The organism is Paenibacillus tianjinensis (genome assembly GCF_017086365.1).
Taxonomy (GTDB): Bacteria; Bacillota; Bacilli; order Paenibacillales; family Paenibacillaceae; genus Paenibacillus_AQ; species Paenibacillus_AQ tianjinensis.
On the sequence record NZ_CP070969.1, the window covers coordinates 480229 to 503471 of the forward strand.

Annotated in this window: 20 protein-coding genes and 2 pseudogenes; 17 read left to right on the forward strand and 5 right to left on the reverse strand. The window is 51.5% G+C overall.

Annotated elements, in window-relative coordinates; all coding sequences use genetic code 11:
* Nucleotides 1–162 precede the first annotated feature (162 nt).
* Nucleotides 163–1686 carry a methyl-accepting chemotaxis protein gene (locus JRJ22_RS02125; RefSeq protein ID WP_206102967.1) on the reverse strand — a complete coding sequence of 508 codons (1524 nt, stop codon included), beginning with the start codon at nucleotides 1684–1686 and terminating at the stop codon, nucleotides 163–165.
* A 255-nt stretch (nucleotides 1687–1941) separates the two neighbouring features.
* Here JRJ22_RS02125 and JRJ22_RS02130 point away from each other — a divergent pair, with 255 nt between their 5' ends.
* The 5 genes from JRJ22_RS02130 to JRJ22_RS02150 all read left to right on the forward strand — a co-directional run bounded on the left by JRJ22_RS02130 (nucleotide 1942) and on the right by JRJ22_RS02150 (nucleotide 6731).
* Nucleotides 1942–3126 carry a pyridoxal phosphate-dependent aminotransferase gene (locus tag JRJ22_RS02130; protein ID WP_206102969.1) on the forward strand — a complete coding sequence of 395 codons (1185 nt, stop codon included), beginning with the start codon at nucleotides 1942–1944 and terminating at the stop codon, nucleotides 3124–3126.
* Nucleotides 3127–3170: 44 nt separating this feature from the next.
* A complete protein-coding gene (locus tag JRJ22_RS02135) occupies nucleotides 3171–3548 on the forward strand; it encodes a hypothetical protein (RefSeq protein ID WP_206102971.1) in 378 nt (125 codons plus the stop codon).
* 118 nt (nucleotides 3549–3666) lie between these two features.
* Nucleotides 3667–3993, forward strand: coding sequence for an ArsR/SmtB family transcription factor (locus JRJ22_RS02140; protein ID WP_038585474.1), 327 nt, complete (start codon nucleotides 3667–3669; stop codon nucleotides 3991–3993).
* A gap of 107 nt (nucleotides 3994–4100) precedes the next feature.
* Nucleotides 4101–5879 (forward strand): SulP family inorganic anion transporter, encoded by a 1779-nt coding sequence (locus JRJ22_RS02145; protein ID WP_206104942.1) that lies wholly within the window; start codon nucleotides 4101–4103, stop codon nucleotides 5877–5879.
* Between the two features lie 147 nt (nucleotides 5880–6026).
* A complete protein-coding gene (locus JRJ22_RS02150) occupies nucleotides 6027–6731 on the forward strand; it encodes a DUF1361 domain-containing protein (protein ID WP_206102973.1) in 705 nt (234 codons plus the stop codon).
* On the opposite strand, the gene JRJ22_RS02155 is transcribed toward JRJ22_RS02150, so the two are convergent.
* Nucleotides 6707–7048: an MGMT family protein gene (locus tag JRJ22_RS02155; RefSeq protein ID WP_206102975.1), complete on the reverse strand. Its 342-nt coding sequence runs from the start codon at nucleotides 7046–7048 to the stop codon at nucleotides 6707–6709. The two genes, JRJ22_RS02150 and JRJ22_RS02155, sit on opposite strands and share 25 nt — an antisense overlap.
* 231 nt (nucleotides 7049–7279) lie before the next feature.
* Here JRJ22_RS02155 and JRJ22_RS02160 point away from each other — a divergent pair, with 231 nt between their 5' ends.
* From JRJ22_RS02160 to JRJ22_RS02220, 12 genes and pseudogenes are all read left to right on the forward strand, one after another.
* Complete coding sequence (locus JRJ22_RS02160; protein WP_206102977.1) at nucleotides 7280–8830, forward strand: spore germination protein; 1551 nt, start codon at nucleotides 7280–7282, stop codon at nucleotides 8828–8830.
* 92 nt (nucleotides 8831–8922) lie between these two features.
* Nucleotides 8923–9983 (forward strand): annotated as a pseudogene (locus JRJ22_RS02170) (Ger(x)C family spore germination protein).
* 5 nt (nucleotides 9984–9988) lie between these two features.
* Nucleotides 9989–10192, forward strand: coding sequence for a hypothetical protein (locus JRJ22_RS02175; RefSeq protein ID WP_206102982.1), 204 nt, complete (start codon nucleotides 9989–9991; stop codon nucleotides 10190–10192).
* Nucleotides 10193–10219: 27 nt separating this feature from the next.
* Nucleotides 10220–11326 carry a GerAB/ArcD/ProY family transporter gene (locus tag JRJ22_RS02180; protein WP_206102984.1) on the forward strand — a complete coding sequence of 369 codons (1107 nt, stop codon included), beginning with the start codon at nucleotides 10220–10222 and terminating at the stop codon, nucleotides 11324–11326.
* A gap of 152 nt (nucleotides 11327–11478) precedes the next feature.
* A complete protein-coding gene (locus JRJ22_RS02185; RefSeq protein ID WP_206102986.1) occupies nucleotides 11479–12105 on the forward strand; it encodes a BTB/POZ domain-containing protein in 627 nt (208 codons plus the stop codon).
* A gap of 35 nt (nucleotides 12106–12140) precedes the next feature.
* Nucleotides 12141–12437 carry an antibiotic biosynthesis monooxygenase family protein gene (locus tag JRJ22_RS02190; RefSeq protein WP_206102988.1) on the forward strand — a complete coding sequence of 99 codons (297 nt, stop codon included), beginning with the start codon at nucleotides 12141–12143 and terminating at the stop codon, nucleotides 12435–12437.
* 14 nt (nucleotides 12438–12451) lie between these two features.
* Nucleotides 12452–13264 carry a phosphotransferase family protein gene (locus JRJ22_RS02195; RefSeq protein ID WP_206102990.1) on the forward strand — a complete coding sequence of 271 codons (813 nt, stop codon included), beginning with the start codon at nucleotides 12452–12454 and terminating at the stop codon, nucleotides 13262–13264.
* A 23-nt stretch (nucleotides 13265–13287) separates the two neighbouring features.
* A complete protein-coding gene (locus tag JRJ22_RS02200) occupies nucleotides 13288–13833 on the forward strand; it encodes a DUF1697 domain-containing protein (protein ID WP_206102992.1) in 546 nt (181 codons plus the stop codon).
* A gap of 293 nt (nucleotides 13834–14126) precedes the next feature.
* Nucleotides 14127–16235: a glycosyltransferase family 39 protein gene (locus JRJ22_RS02205; protein WP_206102994.1), complete on the forward strand. Its 2109-nt coding sequence runs from the start codon at nucleotides 14127–14129 to the stop codon at nucleotides 16233–16235.
* A gap of 55 nt (nucleotides 16236–16290) precedes the next feature.
* Nucleotides 16291–17274, forward strand: a complete 984-nt coding sequence (locus JRJ22_RS02210; RefSeq protein WP_206102996.1) for a glycosyltransferase family 2 protein — start codon at nucleotides 16291–16293, stop codon at nucleotides 17272–17274.
* A 22-nt stretch (nucleotides 17275–17296) separates the two neighbouring features.
* Complete coding sequence (locus tag JRJ22_RS02215) at nucleotides 17297–17458, forward strand: hypothetical protein (protein ID WP_206102997.1); 162 nt, start codon at nucleotides 17297–17299, stop codon at nucleotides 17456–17458.
* A 740-nt stretch (nucleotides 17459–18198) separates the two neighbouring features.
* On the forward strand, nucleotides 18199–19758 hold the full coding sequence (locus JRJ22_RS02220) for an IS1182 family transposase (RefSeq protein ID WP_206102999.1): 1560 nt from the start codon (nucleotides 18199–18201) through the stop codon (nucleotides 19756–19758).
* Between the two features lie 123 nt (nucleotides 19759–19881).
* Here the strand turns inward: JRJ22_RS02220 and JRJ22_RS02225 are convergent.
* The 3 genes and pseudogenes from JRJ22_RS02225 to JRJ22_RS02235 form a co-directional block, all read right to left on the reverse strand.
* A pseudogene (locus JRJ22_RS02225) lies at nucleotides 19882–20449 on the reverse strand (FAD-dependent oxidoreductase).
* Nucleotides 20450–20654: 205 nt separating this feature from the next.
* Nucleotides 20655–22295: a sensor histidine kinase gene (locus JRJ22_RS02230; protein WP_206103001.1), complete on the reverse strand. Its 1641-nt coding sequence runs from the start codon at nucleotides 22293–22295 to the stop codon at nucleotides 20655–20657.
* On the reverse strand, nucleotides 22292–22978 hold the full coding sequence (locus JRJ22_RS02235; protein WP_206104943.1) for a response regulator transcription factor: 687 nt from the start codon (nucleotides 22976–22978) through the stop codon (nucleotides 22292–22294). The genes JRJ22_RS02230 and JRJ22_RS02235 overlap by 4 nt, the downstream gene beginning before the upstream one ends.
* Nucleotides 22979–23243 lie beyond the last annotated feature (265 nt).

Here is a 23243-nt window from a genome sequence, read left to right on the forward strand (position 1 = left end):
GCAGGAGCCTGTGTTTACATCATGCCGCCATGGCTAGGGTAGTTACCCTTCATGGGATGGCGGTGTAAGCAGGCTTCTGCGAGCTTATTTGTGCTAGAGAATGATGGGGCCCGGTGTGGCCAGTTCCGCAGCAGTGACTTCTGCCCCGGATCGCCAGCCTCCTCAGCTGGTTTCGAATTTTCTGCGCAGGGAATGGGTGAGCTCCTGTAGGTCGATGATTTTGTCGTTAACCTGTTGGGAGGAATTCATTTGATTTTCACTGCCTGCAGACAGCTGCTCCATGGAAGCCACATTCTCCTCGATAACGGCGGAAATATTCGTCATATCATTGGATATTTCCTGTGATGCTGCTTCGATAGTCTGAATGGATCCATTCAGCTCGTTAATCGCTGTCACCAGCTGGCTGATGGTTTGATACACCAGGTCGAAATCTGACATGAATTCTTTGGCAGAGGCAACAGACTCATCCGAGGTCTGTTTGCCGGTCTCCATTTGCGATACAGAAGTGGCACTTTCTTCCCGTACTTTATTGAGAATGAGCCTGATTTCTTCGGTGGAATTATTGCTTCGTTGAGCCAGTTTACGGATTTCACTCGCTACCACGGCAAACCCCTTACCATGCTCACCGGCTCTTGCGGCCTCGATCGAAGCATTCAGGGCCAGCAAATTGGTCTGGGTAGCCACGTCCTGAATTAATGAAATGATGCCTTCGATTTGTTGAGTGGACTCATTCAGGGATACAATGGTTTCCGTAGCTGTCGTAATCGTTTCGGATACGAGGGAAACCTGATCGTACAATATTCTCGTATTATGCTGGTTATCCGCGAGGGCCTGCTCGGTAGCTGCCGTTCTTTTTTGCATGGTTGAAGAGGTCTGAGAGGTCTGTTCGATCATTTTAGTGATAGATTGTACAGAATTCTCCATGCTGACCAGCGACCCGCTTTGATCACTCAGACCGGTGGATACCTCCCTGAACGATTGCAGCATCTCTGTATTCACGCGGATGTTGCCTTCCGACAGCTGAGAGACGGCAGAAGAGGTGTGGTCCAGCTCATCCGAGAGCTGCTTCACTGTCTCTAAGAGCACGATAACTTCGTTCTGCTTTATGGTCTTCTCCCTTTCAAGCTGTAAGGTGATTTTTTGCTTAGAGTTGATCTGCAGGATGGTAGCCGCTGAGGTCATAAGCAGGAACAAGGCATGAATAAGCATCATGCTAAAAGGGTAGCTCGACACTCCGAACACCAGCTCAGGGACGAGGAATAATCCAAGAATATGCTGCAGCGCAAACAAAAGGGTCATTATCAGAGTTAGCTTGATATTTTCGTAGTAGGCAACAATTGCAATCGCCATGAAAATGGAAAAGTGAAACTCTACCGTTCCGCCCCCGCCTGCGATCATGGAGAAGCTGCCGAAGGTTATGGCCAAAGTATTCAATAAAGGGATGTACTTATGTTCCCTGTTCTTGCCGTATAACCAAATGTTAATAACCAGGAAGATGACCGGAAGGGCCAGCAGCACATTCATAGAAAAAGCAAAGTCCCGGGCAATCGTTAAGGCTTCCTCTTCGTTGTGAATCATGCCCAGGCTCAGTAAATCAAACTGCCTATGCAGCAGGTGAATCAAAATACTGATGAAAATTGTTGCGGCTGACATCCAAATCATTAATCTGTTTTTGTGCTGGATCATGGTTCATCATCCCCTCATATGCAAAGCAAGTGTAGATCCCATGAACCTTCTAAACTACTAATCCTTAAGTACATATTCGACAAAACTCATAGTTTAATGGGTTCGATTAATAGGTCTATACTGCTATATAACGGTCTTTTCGCATCATATTTTTATAACATCACATGTGAAATTATGAATCGGCTGGCTTTGGGTTTCCCGAACCGCTAGAATAAACACAATATGTAATGCTATTAACGAGAGGGTGACCCGGCAATGAATATTTTCGAACCTTCCCAAGTGCTGAGTGCTTTGCCAAAGCAGTTCTTTGCTGCGCTTGTTGCCAGGGCCGGCCAGGTGGCGGCTGAAGGACATGATGTCATTAATCTCGGACAAGGCAATCCCGACAGGCCTACCCCGCCTCATATTGTAGAAGCCTTGCAGAGGGCGGCGGTTGACCCTATGAATCATAAGTACCCGCCTTTTCGCGGGCATGGCTATCTTAAAGAAGCTGCGGCAGCTTTTTATAAACGGGAGTATGGTGTAGAGCTGGACCCGCAGCGGGAGATTGCTATTCTGTTCGGCGGGAAGACCGGACTGGTTGAGGTAGTCCAGTGCCTGCTGAATCCGGGTGATACCGCACTCGTGCCGGACCCCGGGTACCCGGATTACTGGTCTGGTATTGAGCTGGCCCGGGCTGTTATGGAGATGATGCCGCTCAAGGAGGAGCGCGGGTTCCTGCCTGACTATACGGTTATATCCCCGGAAACAGCGGCCAAGGCGAAGCTGATGTTTCTTAACTACCCGAACAATCCGACCGGAGCGGTGGCTGACGAGGAGTTCTTTTTGGAGACGGTCAGGTTTGTGGAGCAGCATAACATATGTGTGGTGCATGATTTTGCCTATGCTGCGATTGGCTATGAGGGGCAGCGGCCGGTCAGCTTCCTCCAGATACCAGGGGCTAAGGAGACCGGCATCGAAATTTATACCTTGTCGAAGACCTATAATATGGCCGGCTGGCGGGTGGCCTTTGCCGCAGGAAATGCCAGTGTGATCGAGAGCCTGAATCTGCTGCAGGATCATATGTATGTCAGCTTGTTCGGGGCCGTACAGGAAGCGGCTGCGGCTGCACTGCTGGGTCCGCAGGATTGTGTACAGGAGAACGTAGACCGCTATGAAGCCAGGCGCAACACGTTGATCAGCGGCCTGCGGCAAATCGGCTGGCAGGTGGAGGCTCCGCGCGGCTCCTTCTTCACCTGGCTTCCTGTTCCGGAAGGCTACACCTCACAGAGCTTTGCGGATATGCTTTTGGAGCAGGCACATGTGGTCGTCGCCCCGGGTGTTGGCTTCGGTGCTTATGGCGAAGGCTATGTGCGGATCGGCCTGGTAAGCGATGAGGCCCGGCTGGCGGAAGCCGTGCAGCGGATCGCGGGATTGAAGCTGTTTACTGCGGAAGAATAGCTGCAACTAGCATAAGCGATATTAAGAAGAAGCGAGGTACAGAGATGAAGATCACCCTATTGAAGCATGGGATCAGGAAGAATGAGGTGTGGTTTGCTGCCGACTGCGGTGAGGGCAGGGGAATCTGGGGCGGCGGGTCTTTGCCGGATCCCGGAGCTGTGGTTGAGGCGGAATTTGAGCTGCCTGCGCTTATTATGCGCTGGGTAGATCTGGTTCCGGTAAATAGCAGTGACTGCGGGATACGCATAGACGGGGAACAGGTGATATTAACCGGTATCCTGGAGAATATTGAGGCGGACGGAACGGGGTATCTGCGGCTTGGGCCGGAACTAATCATGTTCGAATGCCTGGGTGAACCGATGGCACTAGGCGGCTGGGTGGAGATACGAACCCGGGAGCTGGCGGTCTATCCGGCGATTTAATAAGCGGAGTGAAAGTGGCGGCAAACCTATAATTATTGCATCCGCATAGCCACTCCTGAGAAAATAGGCTAAGATAAAACAACAGGTTTGAAGTACAGCTATAAGGAGCAGAAGTCCAATGAACAGCGATATTCAACAATTTAAGACGGAATTTTTCAAGGCGCTGGCTCATCCGATGCGGATCCGCATCCTGGAACTGCTGAGCGAAGGCGAGAAGAATGTGAATGAGCTGCAGGCGATTCTCGGTTCGGAAGGCTCTGCGGTATCCCAGCAGCTGGCCGTCCTCCGCGCCAAGAATGTGGTAGCAAGCGTCAAGGAAGGGACTACGGTGATTTATTCTCTGCGTGATCCCCTGATTAAGGACCTGCTGGCGGTGGCCAGACAGATTTTCGATAACCATCTCGTGAATGCAATATCCCTCCTGGAGGGCATCCGCAGCGAATAAAATCCGCCCTCAGCAGGGTGGATTTTCCGTTGACAAGAACGGCAGGCAGGAGTATTGTTGCTCATATATTCAAATAATCAGATATTTAAAGAAAAGAAGGTTAGATGATGACAGGGTGGGGCCGTTTTCAAGGCTATAACATTGCTTCTCTGCGGAAGGATATCATTTCAGGGACAATCGTCGGCGTTATTGCCATCCCGCTCGGGATGGCATTTGCTATTGCATCCGGTGTAAAACCGGAGTATGGAATTTATACGACCATCGTAGCCGGGATACTGATCTCTTTATTCGGCGGCTCGAAATTTCAGATTGGCGGGCCTACAGGCGCGTTCATTCCGATTCTATTCGCAATCGCCATGGAATACGGCTATGAGAATCTGCTGATTGCAGGGATGATGGCCGGAGTTATTCTTGTGGTTATGGGCCTATTAAGGCTTGGGGTACTGATAAAATTTATTCCGAAGCCGGTAACCATCGGCTTTACAGCCGGGATTGCCGTCATTATCTTTACCGGGCAAATCGGGAATTTCCTCGGGCTTAAGGGAATTAAACGCCATGAAGCCTTCATCGACAATATGAAGGAACTTGGCATGCATATCTCGACGGTGAACCTGTATAGTGTGCTGACCGCTGCAATATGCTTTGCGGTAGTCGTGCTGGGGCTGCGCTTTGCCCCCAAGGTACCGGGATCACTGGTCGGGCTGCTGTGCGCCAGCGTGGTTGCGGCGCTATTCTTCAGCGGTAAAGTCACTACCATCGGCTCTGCTTACGGCGATATTCCGAACACGCTGCCGAGCTTTCACTTTCCGGTGATTACCTGGGAGCGGATCAGGCATCTGCTCCGCCCGGCGTTTGTGATCGCCATGCTGGGTGCGATTGAATCGCTGCTGTCGGCGGTGGTCGCTGACGGAATGTCCGGCAGCCGCCATAACAGCAACCGGGAACTGATCGGCCAGGGCATCGCGAATATTGCCGCGCCGATGTTCGGGGGAATCCCGGCGACAGGCGCGATTGCCAGAACGGCAACGAATATCCGCAGCGGGGCTGCTTCTCCGCTGTCAGGTGTAATTCACGGCGTCGTAGTGTTCCTTATTCTATTGTTGTTTGCACCGTATGCCTCCAGTATTCCGCTTGCAGCTATGGCCCCGATCCTGATGGTGGTTGCCTGGAATATGAGCGAGCGCAAGCAGTTCCTGCAGCTGCTGAAGCTGGGAACCGGGGATTCCCTTGTACTGGCCATTACCTTCCTCTTGACGGTATTCGCGGATTTAACGGTAGCCGTGGAAGTAGGGCTGGTATTGGCCGTAATTCTGTTCGTCAAACGGATGGGTGAGACCCATCTGGTCGCCAAGGTACTGCCTGATCCTGCATCGGTAAAGGTAGCGGCGCATATGGTGACAGACAGCCATGATTGCCCGCAGATCGGAATTTATAATGTGGAGGGGCCACTATTTTTCGGGGCTGCTTACAGGTTTAATGATACGATGCCGGAGCTTGGCCCTGGCCAGGCGAAGCTTATTATCCTTCGTATGGGTAAGGTGCCGTTTATTGACACCACAGGTGAGGCCAATCTGGCGGAGCTTGTGAAACAGCTGAAGGCAGATGGGGGCAAGCTGATGATTACCGGTGCCCAGCCCCAGCCGTATGATCTGCTGAAGAGAACAGGCCTGTACGACAAAATCGGAGCCGAGCATTTCTTTGATCATACTGGAGATGCCATTAATGCAGCACTGGGAATGATTCATACAGACCGCTGCGCAGGCTGCAGGCATGCCGCGTTCCGGGAATGCGCAGCGTTATCCGGAATGGAGGAAGTGCCGGGCAGAGGCGTCTTCAAAGGCAGAAAGCCGGCAGTGGCGGGAAAGCTCAGCAGCGGAATTCAGTAGGTCATAACTTCCATAATTTCAAATAAATATAACAGCCTGGGTGCATCCTGATGCCCGGGCTGTTATATTTATTATGGACTGGTGAATACCCTATTTGTACATAACTAACTGTACTCTATGTAATCTGGATAAGGAGATTGTACCCCGATGAAGGAACTTAATTATGGCAAGGTGTTTATGTTACTCGCTGGACTGTCCCTGGCTACTTTGGGTGTATACCGCGTAGTTTCGCTGCGGACGGACAATTTTTACGATTTTTTGCTCTGGAACTTTTTCCTGGCCTGGATTCCCTTTTTGTTCTCAAGTGCCGCATATATGCTGGATAAGCGGAAGGTAGGCGGGCTCCTGCTGCTGCCGCTGGGAATTGCCTGGCTGCTGTTTTTTCCAAACGCGCCGTATCTGATGACAGATCTCCTGCACCTGACCGCGAGAAAAAGCATCTATATTGTCGGCGGAGAAGTGCAGAGCCGGTTCTGGTATGATCTGGTTACCTTGCTTCTGTTCACCTGGAGCGGCTGGCTGACGGGATTCTTCTCCCTGTACCAGTTTCAGAACGTGATCTGCCGCAAAAGCAATCTTGTGTTTTCCTGGATTTTTGTATTCGCAGCATGTGCGCTGGGGGGGTATGGCGTGCTCCTTGGCCGGGTATACCGGCTGAACAGCTGGGATGTACTGACAGACCGCCATCAATTGTATCAGCTGGTCGAGGACAGCCTGAACCGGCAATCGCTGTTCTTCAGCCTGTTTGTGGCGGTTGTTCTGCTGGTGATTTATACTACGCTGTATTTCCTGCTGAACGGACTGGGCAGCGGCGGCAGCCGGAGGGCTTATGCCAGAGGCGGCAGAAGCTGATCCTCCGGATCCGGCCCCGGATGGAACTGGAACCTCTCCAGGTCGATCCCGCCATTGTCCACAAAGTGCACCCCTTCCCCAAGCAGATATAGCTTCTGGAGGGAGCCGGATTCATCGTCCAGAGCGATTCTTCCTTTGGCGTTGACGACCCTATGCCAGGGCAGCTTGTATTTCCGGCTCATGGAATGTAGAATCCGCACGACCTGTCTGGCGGCTCTCGGGCTTCCGGCAGCACGGGCCACTCCTCCGTAGGTCATCACTTTGCCCTCGGGTATGGCTTGGATAATTGCAATAACCTTCGCAGTAAATGGTGTCATAGGTTCTCCTTTATGATGGAAAAGCTTGAATACGCATGGACTCCATTATAGCACCAATACATTTACTCAACAGACACAGTCCGTATTTTTCGAATGAAAGCCGCAGCCGCGGCTTTTTTTTGCTTTTTCGGAAGCATCCCGGAAGGTTTTCCTCAAGTGCAAAATATTGGCGAATAGGAGTGAGGATAGCAGGGGATAATCAGGACAAAAGCATGGACAGGAGTGACGGCTGTGGCAAAAACAGAAATCACGGAAAACAGCGACCGTTCTGCCCTGAAAATTGATTCTTCGCAGCCCCTGAGCCGCTCTCTGGATGATATGACGGCGCTGTTCCGGCGGATATTCAGAAATGATGGCACACTTAGAATACGAGTGATAGAGAATGCCCGGGATAAGCGTGTCCGCTGCGGCATCATCTATGTTGACGGAATGATCGACAGGGATCTGATTCAGAACGGGATTATAAAGCCGATTATGACCTATGAGTTTGCCGAAGAGGATGGAAGCAATCCGGCTGAGCTCATGGAGACGATCCGTACCCGGGTGATCAACATCAGCGACATTATCGCTTCGGAGAAGCTGGATGAACTCATTGGCGCCGTGGTAGGCGGCAAAACAATCTTTTTCCTGGACGGCTATGCCGGTGCGCTGAATATTAATGCTCAGGGCTGGGAAACCCGGGCAATTGAAGAACCATCAACCGATAAAGCGATCCGGGGGCCAAGAGAAGGCTTTAATGAGTCGCTGCTGACCAATCTGACTCTGATCCGCCGCAGGGTGCAGAACTCTGATTTGAAGTTTGTATTTACCGATATCGGTACGCGGTCGAAAACACAAACCTGCCTCTGTTATATGGAGAGCCTGGCCTCCCCGGATATTCTTAAGGAGCTTCAGGGGCGACTGGCGCGGGTGGAGATAGACCATCTGCTGGATACCGGTTATCTGGCCGAGCTAATCCGCGATGAACCGTATTCTCCTTTTGAGATGATTGGAAGTACAGAGCGGCCGGATTCGGTAGTCAGCAAAATGATGGAAGGCCGGATTGCCCTGCTGATTGAAGGCAGTCCGTTTGCCTTGACCCTGCCGTATGTATTTGTGGAGAATTTCCAGGCCAGTGAGGATTACTATATCAACTATTCCTTCGCCACGTTTAACCGTCTGCTCCGGGTAATCGGTGCCTTTATGTCGATCAGCATTCCTGCCGTTTATGTCGCGCTGGTGACGTATAGTCAGGAGATGGTACCTACACTGCTGCTGCTCAGTATAGCCACGGCACGTCTATCGGTTCCTTTTCCGACCATTGTCGAGGCGTTTCTCATGCTGACCATCTTTGAGATTCTGCGTGAAGCAGGCGCGCGGATTCCCAATTCGATCGGCCAGGCGGTCAGCATCGTTGGAGCACTAGTACTGGGCCAGGCTGCTGTTGATGCGCGGATCGTTAGCGCACCGATGGTCATCGTTGTCGGTCTGACCGGGATCACAACGCTGCTCAACCCCCGGCTCACCGGTCCTTTGATTATCGTGCGGATTCTGCTGCTGCTGGCCTCGTTTTTCTTCGGGATCTACGGGTATTTCTTCGGGCTGCTGGGACTGGTGATTCATCTGATGAGCCTGCGCTCCTTCGGTGTGTCCTATATGCTTGGCGTAGGCTCTATCCGGCCACAGGACATCAAGGATACGGCCGTCCGTGCACCGTGGTGGGACATGTATCTGCGTCCGGCGGTCATCGGTGCACGAAATATGAAGCGGAAGCAGCAGCCTAACAGACAGGTCAAACGATAATGAAGACCTTGTCCAAAATTCTGTCTGCCCTGCTGTCTGCCGTTATGCTGATCAGTCTGTCCGGCTGCTGGAACTATTCGGAGATCGATGATATGAACATTGTCGCCGGTGTGGCAATCGATAAGAATAAAAAGGAGAACAACCTGCAGCTAACCGTGGAAATGGTCGATACCCAGGAAGGGATGCAGCAGAGTCAGGCCAGCTTCAAAATGATCAGCCTCACCGGTAATACGATATTTGATATTGCCCGCAATATGATCTCTTTGACCGGCAAAAGCTGTTGTGGAGCCATGCCAAGGTCATTATCCTCAGTGAGGAGGTAGCCCGGGAGGGCCTGATTAAGGTCATTGACTGGTACAGCAGGGATACGGAGACCCGGGCGGATGTCTTTCTATTTGTATCGAGTGAAAAGAATGCCCGCGAGGTACTGAATCTGAACAACGAGACAAAAACGATCATTTCCTATGAACTGGCCCAGATGATGAATGACGAGACGTTTACCAGTACTGCGCCGGTTGTGCAAATCTGGGATTTCATCGACAAGCTGGAGTCGTCCGGGGACAGTGCGATAGCTCCGCTGATCTATGTTTATGAGAAGAACGGCCAAAAAAATGAGCGCGTAAACGGAACCGCGGTATTCGTCAGGGACCGGATGGTCGGAAAATTAAATGGAGATGAAACGAAACACGCTCTTTTTGTCAAAAACAAAATCAAAGGAGGTGTCCTGGAGGTGGAAAACTCAAAAGGTACGCCCACCTACTCTCTGGAGATTTTATCGAGCCGGACGAAGGTAAAGCCCAAATGGGTGGACGGCAGGCTAGAAATGCAGATCCATACGGTCACACATACTGGACTGGACGAGGCGATGAGTGCTGAGGGATTTGCCGGCGACGAAAGTGTTCAGGCTATTGCGAAACGGGCGAGTGAGGCCTTGGAACAAAAGATTCTCTCCGTCATCCGTAAGGTGCAGCGGGAGTATCATGCCGATATTTTTGGCTTTGGCGAAATTGTACATGAAGAGATGCCTAAAAGCTGGCGCAGGCTCAAGGAGAAATGGCCCGAAGAATTTACCACTCTTAACGTGAAGGTCCGTTCGGAAATCATCATTCAGAGCACAGCCAAGTCTTCCAGAACAATTAAGTTAGGAGATTAATACAATTGCCCATTTACATCGTGCTAATTTATGCGGTTATCGTGTTATTCGATCCCTACGGGCTGCTGAAGCAAGGGAATAAGCGGGATTTCTATGTATGCTCTGTACTATGCCTTGTTTCCTTTTCCCTGGCCTTTGCGTTATCGATGCACTGGGAGATTCCAAGTCCCTCACCGCTGATTGTTCATGTAGTTAAAATGTTATTCTAGTGTAGTCTTGAGAGGAGGGGAGCGGCCATGGGCAAAGAGATTATTCCGGCTGGACAATCGACCAGCATCGTCATCCTGTTCGTTATCGGCAGCTCCCTGTTTATGGGGGCCTCGGGGCAATCGGGCAACAGCAGTTGGATCGCTCTGATCCTTGCTATGGCACTGGCGGTTCCTCTTATGCTTATCTACGCGAGACTGCATGTCTTATTCCCGGGAAAAGATCTCTACGATATGCTGATCGCCGTATTTGGGGCTTATTTCGGCAGGGGCCTCTCATGCCTTTACATTTGGTATACCTTGCATTTAGGAGCACTGGTGCTGCGTAATTTCGGGGAATTCAGCAAAACGGTCGCTTTAACGTCCACGCCAATGATCGCACCGATGCTGATTATTGGTCTGCTCTGTGTTTGGGTGGTGAATGCGGGAATGGAGGTGCTTGGACGAAGTGCCAAATTTCTGCTGTTGTTCTCCCTGGCGGTTATTATTGTTGTCCAGCTGCTGTCTGTTCCCAAATATGAAATTCATCATTTGAAGCCGCTTTTGGACAGCGGGTGGGGAGCGGTCTTTGCAGATGCCGGGGGTACGTTTACCTTTCCGTTTGCAGAGATAGTGGTTTTTCTGGGTGCGTTCACCGTTCTTCCTAAAAAAGGTTCAGCGGCCCGGGTTCTGCTCAGCGGCGTACTCTTTGCGGGGACCATCATTACGGGGATCTCTGTGCGTAATTTGCTTGTGCTGGGCCCTGATATTGTGTCCTCCCTGTACTTTCCTTCCTATGTGGCGGTCAGCCGAATCAATGTAGGTGATTTCCTGACCCGGATTGAAGGTTCGTCGGCCATTGTATTTGTAACGGCGCTGTTCATCAAAGTGAGTCTCTGCCTGTATGTGTCCTGTAACGGGATAGCGAAAGTATTCCGGCTGAAAAGCTACCGCTCTGTGGTGCTGCAGATGGGGCTGATCATGGTCTACCTGTCTGATTTCATCTACAGGGACATTATGCAAATGCAGTATTTTGCCTATCATATCTATAAAATTTACGCCCTTCCCTTTCAGGTGTTTATTCCGTTGACGTTGTGGGTTGCTGCTGAGATTATGGCCAAAAGGTCAAGAAGCAAAGAGGCGGCAGCGCAGCAATAACTGTACGTAAGAAGAAGCACAACTTCCTGGGGCGTTACTTACAGGGAGTTTTTTGACATTTCCAACCTTTGCCGAAGATCGTTATAATGGTAAACATAGCAGATGCCTTATCAGGCTGATTACAGCCTGAACGTTGGAAAGGAGGAAGCCTAGTGAGCGTTTCCAGTATCATGATGTCCTCCCACTGGGGCAGAGAGGTCAGACATAAATATCTTGTTCAGGAATCGAAGGTGCTGGCTGTTGTCTTTCCGGGGCAGAATTATTCCGCAGAGCGCTCCCTGCTCGATTACGCCGGCAAAGTAGCGGCGGAATACGGCTGTGATCTTCTGATCCTGGAGTATGGTTATCAGATTGCACGGGCGGGATTCAAACGGGAGGAGCTGGATATTGTCGTAGAGGAATGCAAGGCGGCGCTTGCCGCAGTTCCGGAGTATGAGCAGCTGCTGTTCATCAGTAAAAGCATGGGGACGGTCATCGCTGGGCGGCTGGCGGCTGAGATGGGTGTGCAGCAGAAGACTTCACATCTGTATTTGACCCCGATCGCGGAGACTCTTCCATGGATCCAGCAGAGCCGGGGCAGTGTCATCTATGGCGGCAGCGATCCGATGTTCAGCGGACAGTATGCCTCAGAGATCAGCGGACTGCATAATATCAGGGTGTACCGGATTGATGATGCCAATCATGCATTGGAAGTGGGCAGTGTTAATGAATCACTGGCGGTACTGCTGGTGATTATTAATTTCTATCATGAGTTTTTTCGCGATGCACTCCGGAAGTAGCTAAATAATAAGAGATAACTAGGAGAGTGGATCCGATGATATTGGAAGCAGCCATGCTGCAGGTAAAGCCGGGGCTTACCGCAGAGTTTGAAGTCAGTTTTAAGGAGGCGTCTCCGCTGATCGCCTCGATGGAAGGCTATCTGGGACATGAACTCCAGCATTGTCTGGAGGATGATCACAAATATCTGCTGCTAGTAAAGTGGCGTACCCTTGAGGATCATACGGTAGGCTTCAGAGGATCAGCACAGTATCAGGAATGGAAAGCCTTGCTGCACTCCTACTACAGCCCATTCCCGGTGGTAGAGCATTTCACCAGCATCAATCTGGACTAAACGGGAGGAAGGTTATGCAGGGGAACCGAATTGGAGTTGGACGGACAGCAGAGGTATGGGAACATGGGGATGGCACCATTTTGAAGCTTTATCTGGAGGACTTTCCCGCTGCGGCTGTGGAACAGGAATTCAGGGTTAGTACATATGTCTATGCCCAGGGTATCCGGACTCCCCGGCCGCTAGAGCTGATCGAGTCAGAGGAGAGAAGCGGAATCGTATTTGAGCAGATTCATGGCCGTTCCCTGCTGAGCATGATTGGCGAGAAGCCTTGGAAATTGGCTGAATATTCTAAGAAGCTAGCCGGCCTGCATTACAATTTGCATCAGCTTGAGGGCAATCCGGAACTTGGACTGTATAAGGAGCAGCTGCGAAAACATATCATTTCCGCACCCATGCTCACGATGGAGGAGAAATCGGCAGTTCTGGAGCAGCTGGAGAAGCTGCCGGAGGGCAGCAGGCTGTGTCATGGCGACTTCCATCCCGACAATGTGCTGCTGGATAGGGAAGCATGGATTATCGACTGGATGACCGGTATTACGGGGAATCCTGCTGCAGATACGGCGCGGTCGGTGCTGATGTTAAGTATAGGGGCAATGCCTCCGGGAACTTCTCTGTTTACCAGAGTGGTCACAGGCTTTATCAGGCAGAGGCTTACAAAAGGCTATATCCGGGAGTATCTCGGCCTATCGGGGGGGAGCTATGCTGAAATCAATGCCTGGATACTTCCGGTAGCCGCAGCCCGGTTGATCGAAGGCGTTCCGGTAGCAGAGAAGGAGCAGCTTGCCAAGGAAGTGCGTAAACGCCTGAGATCTGTCCGCAAGGCCTAACCTGTTCGGGAAAGAGGTGTATCATGCCCACAACTATTGCGCTGCTGCGCGGCATTAATGTCGGTGGCCATAAAATTATTAAAATGCAGGATCTAAAGGCGATGTTTGAATCGCTCGGGTGTGGGAATGTCCGCACCTATATCCAGAGTGGTAACATAGTGTTCGAGAGCGGGGAATCCTCAGGGGAAGGGCTGGTCCCGATAATTGAAAAGCGGATCCGGGAGACCTTCGGCTTTGAGGTTCCCGTAATCCTGCGTACCATGGAAGAGCTGGAGTCAGCTATTCAAGCGAACCCTTTTCAGCTGGAGGCGCAGGAGGATTACAAGCGGCTGTATGTCTCATTTCTTGATCAGGCACCGGCTGCCGGCTCTCTGGAGAAGCTTGTTCCCTACGGGGACGGAGCTGATAAGCTGCGGGTAGTCGGTAAAGAATTGTACATATTGTATGAGGTAAGCGTCAGCCAATCTCCGCTGTTTAAGGTTTCCCTGGACAAGCTGCTTGGTGTGCAGCTCACCGCCCGTAACTGGAACACGGTGAACAAGCTGGCCGAACTTTGCCGGAAAGCGTAAGTCTTAAGGACAAGGTCACGCTGTAAGGGCGGCTCTTCGGGTATCAGAGGTTATAGCATGTAGTATAGGCCCCGCCGTGCGGGGCTTTTTTGCGCGCGGTTGTAAAGGTGGCTGTAAGGATTCGCTGAACGGCATTCTCCGGGATTCCTTAGATTTAAGCATTCAGCTAACATTCAGCTTGATTTCATTATCCGTTAAGGTAAGGGTGCCATAATACACCTAGGCAAAGGTCGACACTGGGGATAGAGCACTGCCGGATTAAAAGGATAATTGAACGATGGGAGTGGGGGACAATGAATTTCATTAAAAAGCTGGGTTCTGACGTAGTATTGCTGATCATACTGCTGCTCGCTGCATTTCTATACGGCTACGGAATCTGGAATGACCACTATGTAAATACGTACTATACAACCGCGGTGGGGAGCATGATGCAGAGCTTCCATAATTTCTTCTTTGCCTCACTGGATTCTGCCGGTTCGGTAACGGTAGATAAACCTCCGGTGACATTCTGGATTCAGACGCTAAGCGCCATGATCTTCGGTCTGCACGGCTGGAGCGTGATTCTGCCGCAGGCCCTCGGCGGCGTGGGTTCGGTGTTGATTGTATATCTGCTGGTAAAGCCCGGTTTTGGAAGAACTGCAGCACGCCTGGCCGCACTGGCGATGGCTTCCACTCCCGTAGCTGCAGCAGTCAGCCGCACGAACAATATCGATGCCATGCTGGTGTTTACACTTTTGCTGGCCGCATGGTTTTTATTCAAGGGAACTAAAAATCATAAAGTTGGCAGTCTTCTCATTGCCTTCGGGCTGATCGGGGTCGCCTTTAATGAGAAGATGCTGCAGGCATATATGGTTGTACCGGCCTTTTATCTGTTCTATATTCTGGCGGCAAAAGGGAGCTGGAAGAAGAAAACCGGTGTACTGGCAGCCTGCACTGCTGTGCTGCTGATGATTTCACTCTCCTGGGCGGTCATCGTTGACTCCATCCCGGCAAGCAAGCGGCCTTACATGGGGAGCAGCGGCACCAACTCTGTGCTTAATCTGGCATTCGGCTACAACGGGGTATCCCGGTTGACGGGTGACCGCAGCACTGGCGGCAGCGGGGGCGGAATGCCCGGATTTGGCGGCGGCAATTTCGGGAATGAAGGGCAGATGCCGGGAATGAATGGTGAAATGCCGTCATGGGGTGGCGGACAAATGCCGGGCATGAACGGAGAGATGCCTGCGATGGGCGGCAACGGGGGGCCGGCGGGCGATGACGGCGGAATGCCCGGACAAGGCGCGGGAGGCAGAGCGGACAGAGAGGGCCGGCAGTTCGGCGGTACTGATGGCGGCCAAGACCGCGGCATTATGGACGGCGGGATGAACGGCGGCGGCGGCATGTTCAATACGGGTACAGCCGGGCCGCTCAGGCTGTTCCAGTCGGCATTGTCCGGGCAAGCCAGCTGGCTGCTGCCCTTTGTATTATTCGGCATAATTGGAATATTTGCCGGCCTGCGCCGGAAGAACTTCACCATGCAGCATAAAGAGGCTTTGTTCTGGCTCGCCTGGCTGGTGCCGGCTATGGGATTCTTCAGCATCGCCGGATTCTTCCATCAGTATTATCTGATCATGATGGCTCCGCCGGTTGCCGCGCTAGCCGGTGCGGGCTGGTCACAGCTCTGGAACTATTACAAGGAACGTTCAAGCTGGCTCTCCTGGCTGCTGCCTGTGGCCGTGCTGGCTACAGCAGCCTTTCAGTGGTACATTATTCATCCTTATGATGATACGATTGGCAGCGGATGGTCGGCGGGCGTTCTGGCGGCAGGTATTGCCGCGGCGCTCCTTCTGATTCTTGTCAGAATCATAAAAGGCCAAGAGAAGAGAGTCTTTGCCCATGCAGCAGCGGTAATGGGGCTGCTGGTACTTATGATCGGGCCGCTCTACTGGGCGTTTACGCCGATCACCTACGGGCTGAACAGCATGACTCCGGCAGCCGGACCCGACAGCAGCGAAAGCGGCGGCTTCGGAGGCGGGGGCAGAAATAACCCTACCGGAGTGAATGAGAATCTGCTGGCTTACCTGAAGGAGCATAACACCGGTGAACAATATCTGTTCGCAGCCATGGATTACGGAACAGCAGGTCCATATATCATTGACGAAGGCGAGCAGGTAGTCATTCTGAACGGGTTCAACAACTCGGATGTACCTTATACGACCGACACCCTGAAGGCACTCGTTGAGAGCGGCAAAGTGAAGTATTTCCTCGTTACCAGCGGCGGTATGGGCGGCGGACGGGGCGGCGGCAACTCTGAGATTACCAGCTGGATCACGGAGAACGGTACAGCGGTGCCGTCAGCAGATTGGCAGGGAACTGAAACAGGTGTAAATGGCGGGACGTTGTATGAAATTACACTTAACTGATGGATGAACCTAAGTACGAAGCAGTTATGACAAAACTTTTTAGGAGGAGCTGCTCATGAGTACCAACGTGCGCTATTCCGTAATAATACCGATGTTTAACGAGGAGGCAGTGATTCAGGAGACCTACCGGCGGATCAAGAAAGTGATGGGAACGATAGGAGAATCCTATGAATTACTCTTTGTTAATGACGGCAGCACAGACAACTGTGCACAAATGATTGAGGAATACAGCTACTGGGATGAGAGCGTGAAGCTAATCGATCTGTCCCGCAATTTCGGGCATCAAATCGCGATTACGGCCGGCATGGATTATTCCCTGGGCGATGCGGTGATCATAATCGATGCCGACCTGCAAGATCCGCCCGAGCTGATCCTGAAGATGATTGAGGAATGGAAAAAGGGTTACGAGGTCGTATACGCCAAACGCATCAAACGCAATGGAGAATCACTGTTCAAAAAATGGACGGCCAGCGTCTTCTACCGGATACTCCGGTATTCTACTGACATTTCCATTCCGGTCGATACCGGTGATTTCCGGCTTATTGACCGCAAGGTCTGTGATGAGCTCAAACGCCTGCCGGAGAAAAACCGGTTTGTACGCGGCCTGGTCAGCTGGGTAGGGTTCCGCCAGAAAGCGATCGAATATGAGCGCGACGAACGGCTGGCCGGAGAGACCAAATACCCGCTTAAGCGCATGATTAAGCTGTCCCTGGACGGCATCACCTCTTTCTCATACAAACCGCTGAAGCTTGCGGGTTACCTGGGAGGTCTGCTGTCAGCCGGAGGTTTTCTATACCTTATGTATGTGCTCTACCTGGCGCTCTTTACGGACGCGGCCGTTAAGGGCTGGGCGTCCATGATCGGCATTACCTTAACCTTTAACGGGTTCGTCCTGATCATGCTGGGCATTCTGGGCGAATATGTCGGCCGGATCTATGATGAGACCAAAGGCCGCCCGCTATACATTGTGCAGGAGTTTTATGGAGGCAGGGTGCAGAAGACCGTGCAGGAGCCCCAGGTAGCCCAGCTTAACAAATAACTGCGGAGGGGAGCTGCCCGGCATGAGGATCAGAAGAAATGTATCTGCAGCTGCTGCCGTATCTGTATTAGCTGCTCAGCAGCATAGACAATACCGGAGCAGATCCGCTGCGGTGGAGCCAGAGTTCAGCCGGAAGCGGCAGGATCTGCATGATGGTAAAGACTACTGGACAAGCAAGGCATAACCCAAAAGGCTATTCTGAATGGCTGGCTTGCGCCAAGCTCATTTGGAATAGCCTTTTTGTCCCGGGATCCAGTTACATGGTATGGGTACGATAATTCGTTGTCAGGTGCTGAGTATCGGATGCCGACGTATCCCAACAAAACTTCCGGTTTGTGTAACTGTATTTCTTGCAGTTATTAATGGTGATTTTAGGAGAATTGAGCTATAACTGCACTCTGTACAATTAATTCTTAAGAATTGCGCTCTTTAGTCCATTTTCCCAAATGTAACTGTACGAAGTGCAGCTATTTCTTCTACAGCCTTATAAAGAGGAGAAATAACTGTATAAAGTGCAATTAGAGATCAAATCTAGCGGTTCATTTGTTGTTCGCTTAGGCTTCCAGTCCAACCGCATGCGGAATAATCCTCCCTCAGGGTACCCAAAGGGGCTGTCCCAAAAGCCATGAAATGGCTGCTTGGGATAGCCCCTGTTTTTTTAAGTAGGATCAACGTGAGCACTTGGGTGGACGCTCCGCGAACGGACCGTTGTTCCAATCGCTGTGCTCTCCAGATTTTTTTCATTCCCCTTAGCGGTGAAAATCCGGAGACCAAGGCGACCGCTGCCGCTTTTCCACAATCGTTCCGTCCTCTCCGCTGTTTAAGCGGGAAATGGATCTACAATCTTTAAAAATCGCACAAAAAAGAAACCATCCTTTGGTAAAATGGAGTTACCACACAACCATTTCAAAGGAGAGGTTTCTTTTGTACATTCAATATACCATGGACCAACTTTGCTTGCCAATGGATCTGGAAGAAGATATTCCCGAAAACCACCTCGTTCGTGTCGTTAACGCAGCCGTCAATCGGCTAGACGACACCATCTTTGACGCTGCCTATCCCGGTGGCGGCCGTGACAGCTACCACCCTAAAATGCTCACCAAAGTCATTATCTATGCGTATACGCAGCGCATTTATTCCTCCCGGCAAATCGCCAAAGCGGTCCGAGAAAACATTCCCTTCATGTGGCTAGCGGGACGACAACGCCCGGATTTCCGCACGCTCAACCGCTTTCGTTCTCAGCGGATGAAGGACGTCCTAGAAATGGTATTTACCGCCGTGCTTCAGTTTCTGGCGGACGAGAAATACATCTCCTTCGAGCATTATTTTGTAGATGGCACAAAAATAGAGGCAAATGCGAATCGCTATACCTTCGTGTGGGGTAAAGCCGTTAGTAAGCATAAAGCCAAGCTGCAAGAAAAGGTACATGCATTGTTTGCCGACATTGAGGCTGCAGAGAAACAAGAAGAACAGGAACACCGCGGCCAGGATCTGAGCGAACTTGGCGAGTCCGCCGAGATCGACAGTGAGAAACTTGAACAAATGACCCAGTCGTTAGAGTCGCAACTGCTGAAGAAGCCCAAGAACAAGCCATTGAAAAAAGCGGTTCGGAGGCTCCGTAAGGATCTGTTTCCGAGACTGCTGAAATATGAGCAATACCAAAACCTGCTCGGGGACCGAAACAGCTTTAGTAAGACGGACCCGGATGCCACCTTCATGCGGATGAAGGAAGATCACATGCGAAACGGTCAACTCAAACCCGGCTACAATGTACAGATCGGCACCGAAAACCAGTTTATTTTGGCGTACAGTCTACACCAAAGACCGACGGATACGCGTTGTTTACAGCCGCACTTAGAAAAGGTGCGGCAGATCCTAGGGAGACTTCCGAGGGCGGTGATCGCGGATGCCGGCTACGGCAGTGAAGAAAATTATGCCTATTTGGAAAACGAACACGTGAAGGCCGTGGTCAAATACGGCAGCTACCACAAAGAAAAGAGCAAAGCGTGGAAAGAGAATATCGGAAAGATTGAGAACTGGACGTACGACGAAGCCGTGGATACATGGACATGCCCCGCCGGACAAACGCTGCATTTTCGCAAAGAAAGCAAGGAAACGTTAGAGAGTGGATATGAAATCCGAAAACGTCATTACCGTAGCCAGAGCTGCGTGGGCTGTCCACTGAAGGAAAGATGTACGAAAGCCGAAGGAAATCGGGAAGTGGTTGTCAGTCTGGAACGACTGCGGTACCAGAAACAAGCTCGGGCAATTTTGCAAAGCGAGGAAGGCTTCACTTTGGCCGTACGTCGAATGACAGAACCAGAAAGTGTATTTGGACAACTAAAGAACAACCGGGGTTTCCGGCGGTTTCTGCTTCGCGGCATGGAAAAAGTGACGCTTGAAGTCGGATGGCTTTCCCTTGCCCACAATCTACTGAAGCAAGCTGCAAACGACCAAAAACGCAGAGCAGCGATCCTCCAATAACAGGAGAATCGCTACATTGTTGACGTTTTTCGGTTTTGAATAATGAAAAGGGTCTGTCTCTACTCGAAAAAATCTACTTATGGGACAGCCTCTTACTGCGCAAACAGCAGCAAACGTAATGAATTATGCCTTCAGTAAATCGTGGTCCACATATCGGGCGCCGTTCAGCTCACTGATAATGTTAATGGCCACCTTCGCGCCATCACCGGCAGTGATAATTGCATGTACACTGACTCCGGCCACGGTTCCCGCTGCCCAAATGCCATCAATATTGGTTTTGCCTTCCGCATTCACCGCAACCACAGTTTTGATTCTCGGCTCTGTACCGTCTTTGGTCTCCACGCCCGCCTTAGCAGCGAGATCCGTCAGTACGCCTGTAGCCAGGATCACATGCTTCGCTTCATAGGTTGCGCCGCTTTCGCTCTCAATAACTATACCTTCGCTGCCCGCAGTAAGATTCACGGCCTGATCGTTCACAAGCTCCGCTCCGAATTTAACGGCCTGCTTATGTCCGGTTTCTACGAGGTCCGGGCCGCCGATTTCAGCGATTCCGTAGAAGTTCTCATACCAGCCTCTGCGGGTCATGCCCTTGTCGTTATCGATCAAGAGCGTTTTTTTTGCCCGCTTTGGCGGCAAACAGGGCGGCACTTGCACCGGCAGGACCGGCTCCGATAATTGCAATTTCATACATGGATTGCGACCTCCTAAAAGTTTTGTGAGCATAGCTTCCTGACTAATCTTCGTACAAAACTCACTCCGAAAGCATATGCTTAAGTTTTGTGAGCATAGCTTCCCTACTAATCTTCGTACAAAACTCGCTCCTAAAGCATATGCTTAAGTTTTGTGAGCATAGCTTCCTGCTTACTATTATAACGTTGATTACAGCTTATTAGCTACTAATCCAATAGACACGGTAAGGTAATATTGAAGCTTGTGCCTTCACCCGGTGTACTCTCGACGCTGATTGTTCCGTCATGCGCCTCGACAATCGATTGGGTAATCGACAAGCCGAGGCCGGATCCGCCGTATTTCCGCGTGCGCGACGAATCGCTGCGGTAGAACCGTTCAAAAACATGGGGGATATGCTCAGCCGAGATGCCGCTTCCGTTATCCCGAACGGTAAGCTTCGCTTCCGAATTCCGGGCGTGCAGCGAAATATGGATTCTGCCTTTTTCGGTATCCGTATGTTGTACGGCATTATGGAATAGATTAAGAATGACTTGTTTGATTTTGTCGGAGTCAACCTTTCCGTTAATCCCGGGTGAAATATCAAAGGTAACCTTACGGTCACCGGCAAGCACCAGCAGCTGCGGCTTCATTTCATCGATGACTTCGTCCAGCGGCAGCTGTCTGACCCTGAGCTGGGGAGCTCCATCCATTCGGGCCAGCAGCAGGAGATCCTCAACCAGCTTGTTGATCCGCTTCGATTCGCCGTGCATGCTCGTCAGCGCATTGTAGAGCTGCTCCCTGTTATCGGCAGCTCCGCGCAGCAGCACCTCCAGGAAGCCGTGAATCGAGGTGAGCGGCGTCCGCAGCTCGTGGGAGGCATCTGCGGCAAACCGCCGCATCTGTTCTTTGGCTTCACGCTCATTATGAAAGGAGATTTCCAGCCGCTCGAGCATCCCGTTGAAGGATTGGGAAAGCTTGTCGATCTCCATTTGTCCCTGATCCACGGGAAAGCGGACGTCCAGATTACCGGCATCGATCCGCTGCGCCGCCTCGCCCATATTGGATAAAGGCACTAATGTTTTGCGCAGCGCAGGCAGATACAGGAATAAGCCGGCGAGCAAAGCCACTACCGACAAGGCGGCAAAAATAAGCAGCTGCTGCAGGATTACATCCTTCAGCGGTCCCGTCTCCACACTCATCTGCAGCAGGATTCTGTTTCCGCCGGGTCTTCCCAGATCCATGAAGACTGCCAGATGCTGGCTTCCGTCCGTGGAGGTAATCAGCTTGTATTTTCCCTTGGCCTTACCCGTTGTGTGGTCCAGCAGCTCATCGTATTCCTCATTGCTCAGCCGCGGGGCAGCAGACTCGGACAGGGTGTCCTGCTGCAGATCCTTAAACGTGCCGTCTGAGCTGTATACAGCGATTGTGGTATGAGCGTCAAGCAGCAGCGGGCGTCTGTTCTCTCCCGTCCGCTGATTTCCCGGATTTTCGCCCGGCAGTCCGCCGATGTTGCCTCCCCCGTTCTCTCCCGGCATAGGTGAGCCTTGGCTGCTGGATGTACTGCCAGAGGCGGTGGTGTCAGCGCTTGGCGGACTATTCTGCGGTCCTGCGTTGTTCAGATTGTCAGGATATATTCCCGCATTCCGGGAATATAGCATATAAAAAAAATCACGCGGCACGGAATGCAGCTGGGTCTCCATAGATTCAGCCCTGTTGCTGTAGATGAAATTGCGCATCAGCACATATTGCAGTACTCCGATGAGCAGGAGAAGCACGGATAAAATAAGCAGTGAAGTGGCAAGCAGCTGCTTACGCAGGGAGCGAGGTGCGGAATGTCTGCGGAACAGGCCAGACAGGCGGGCAATCATAACAGGTCCACCCGGTACCCTGCACCGCGCAGCGTGCGGATAATCCGGTGCTCCTTATCGCCGAGCTTCTCACGGAGGGAACGGATATAGACCTCGACGATATTTTCTTCCCCACCGAAATCATAGCCCCATATCTTGTCCAGAATCATCGGTTTGCTCAGCACGAGACCGTGGTTGATGACCAGATATTGCAGCAGCTCATATTCGGTAGGGGAAAGCTCCAGGACCTCGTCCCTGTGGCGGATTTCTTTGCGTCTGCCGTCAATCCGGAACGGGCCGCAGCGGACTTCCCCGAGCAGTCCGGGAAACTGATTCCGCAGCCGGGCCTGTATCCGGGCCAGCAGCTCATCGAAGCTGAATGGCTTAACCATGTAATCGTCGGCGCCGATGGACAGGCCTTTGACGCGGTCATCGACTTCGTCTTTGGCCGTGAGCATAATTACGGCAATTTCGGTTTCTTCTGACCGGAGGTAGCGGCAGACCTCGAATCCGTCCATGCCCGGCATCATCACATCCAGGATTGCCACATGAGGCTTGAAATCGGCAGCAATGGCGATTGCGCTCGCCCCGTCGGGGGCAGTTTTTACTTCAAAGCCTTCGTTGATTAATCCCAGTTCCAGGAACTGGAGTATATGAGGCTCGTCATCAACGAGCAAGAGTCGTACACCTTGGGCAGCTTTCATCATAAGGACCTCCATTTACAGTAACAGATAGCTATATTATGACACACCAGATTGAATGTTTGCTGAATGTGAATTCTTTATGGCCGGAGATTAGAAAAGATCGTTCATGGTTAATCATTATGGTTAATCTATATATACAGAATAGGAATGTCATTTTTAGGGGAAATAGTTGGAATTTTAACTTTTTGTGCTTGTAATAAAGGGTTTTGACGGCGGGCCTAGAACAATTTACAATAGGGATACTACCCGGATTGTTTAAGACTTT

Coding starts and splice junctions, on each gene's coding strand:
- JRJ22_RS02235 (WP_206104943.1), bottom strand. CDS start 22,978: ATGAAAGCTGCCCAAGGTGTACGACTCTTGCTCGTTGATGACGAGCCT.
- JRJ22_RS02140 (WP_038585474.1), top strand. CDS start 3,667: ATGAACAGCGATATTCAACAATTTAAGACGGAATTTTTCAAGGCGCTG.
- JRJ22_RS02190 (WP_206102988.1), top strand. CDS start 12,141: ATGATATTGGAAGCAGCCATGCTGCAGGTAAAGCCGGGGCTTACCGCA.
- JRJ22_RS02150 (WP_206102973.1), top strand. CDS start 6,027: ATGAAGGAACTTAATTATGGCAAGGTGTTTATGTTACTCGCTGGACTG.
- JRJ22_RS02195 (WP_206102990.1), top strand. CDS start 12,452: ATGCAGGGGAACCGAATTGGAGTTGGACGGACAGCAGAGGTATGGGAA.
- JRJ22_RS02135 (WP_206102971.1), top strand. CDS start 3,171: ATGAAGATCACCCTATTGAAGCATGGGATCAGGAAGAATGAGGTGTGG.
- JRJ22_RS02125 (WP_206102967.1), bottom strand. CDS start 1,686: ATGATCCAGCACAAAAACAGATTAATGATTTGGATGTCAGCCGCAACA.
- JRJ22_RS02200 (WP_206102992.1), top strand. CDS start 13,288: ATGCCCACAACTATTGCGCTGCTGCGCGGCATTAATGTCGGTGGCCAT.
- JRJ22_RS02205 (WP_206102994.1), top strand. CDS start 14,127: ATGAATTTCATTAAAAAGCTGGGTTCTGACGTAGTATTGCTGATCATA.
- JRJ22_RS02180 (WP_206102984.1), top strand. CDS start 10,220: ATGGGCAAAGAGATTATTCCGGCTGGACAATCGACCAGCATCGTCATC.
- JRJ22_RS02230 (WP_206103001.1), bottom strand. CDS start 22,295: ATGATTGCCCGCCTGTCTGGCCTGTTCCGCAGACATTCCGCACCTCGC.
- JRJ22_RS02155 (WP_206102975.1), bottom strand. CDS start 7,048: ATGACACCATTTACTGCGAAGGTTATTGCAATTATCCAAGCCATACCC.
- JRJ22_RS02145 (WP_206104942.1), top strand. CDS start 4,101: ATGACAGGGTGGGGCCGTTTTCAAGGCTATAACATTGCTTCTCTGCGG.
- JRJ22_RS02130 (WP_206102969.1), top strand. CDS start 1,942: ATGAATATTTTCGAACCTTCCCAAGTGCTGAGTGCTTTGCCAAAGCAG.
- JRJ22_RS02215 (WP_206102997.1), top strand. CDS start 17,297: ATGAGGATCAGAAGAAATGTATCTGCAGCTGCTGCCGTATCTGTATTA.
- JRJ22_RS02210 (WP_206102996.1), top strand. CDS start 16,291: ATGAGTACCAACGTGCGCTATTCCGTAATAATACCGATGTTTAACGAG.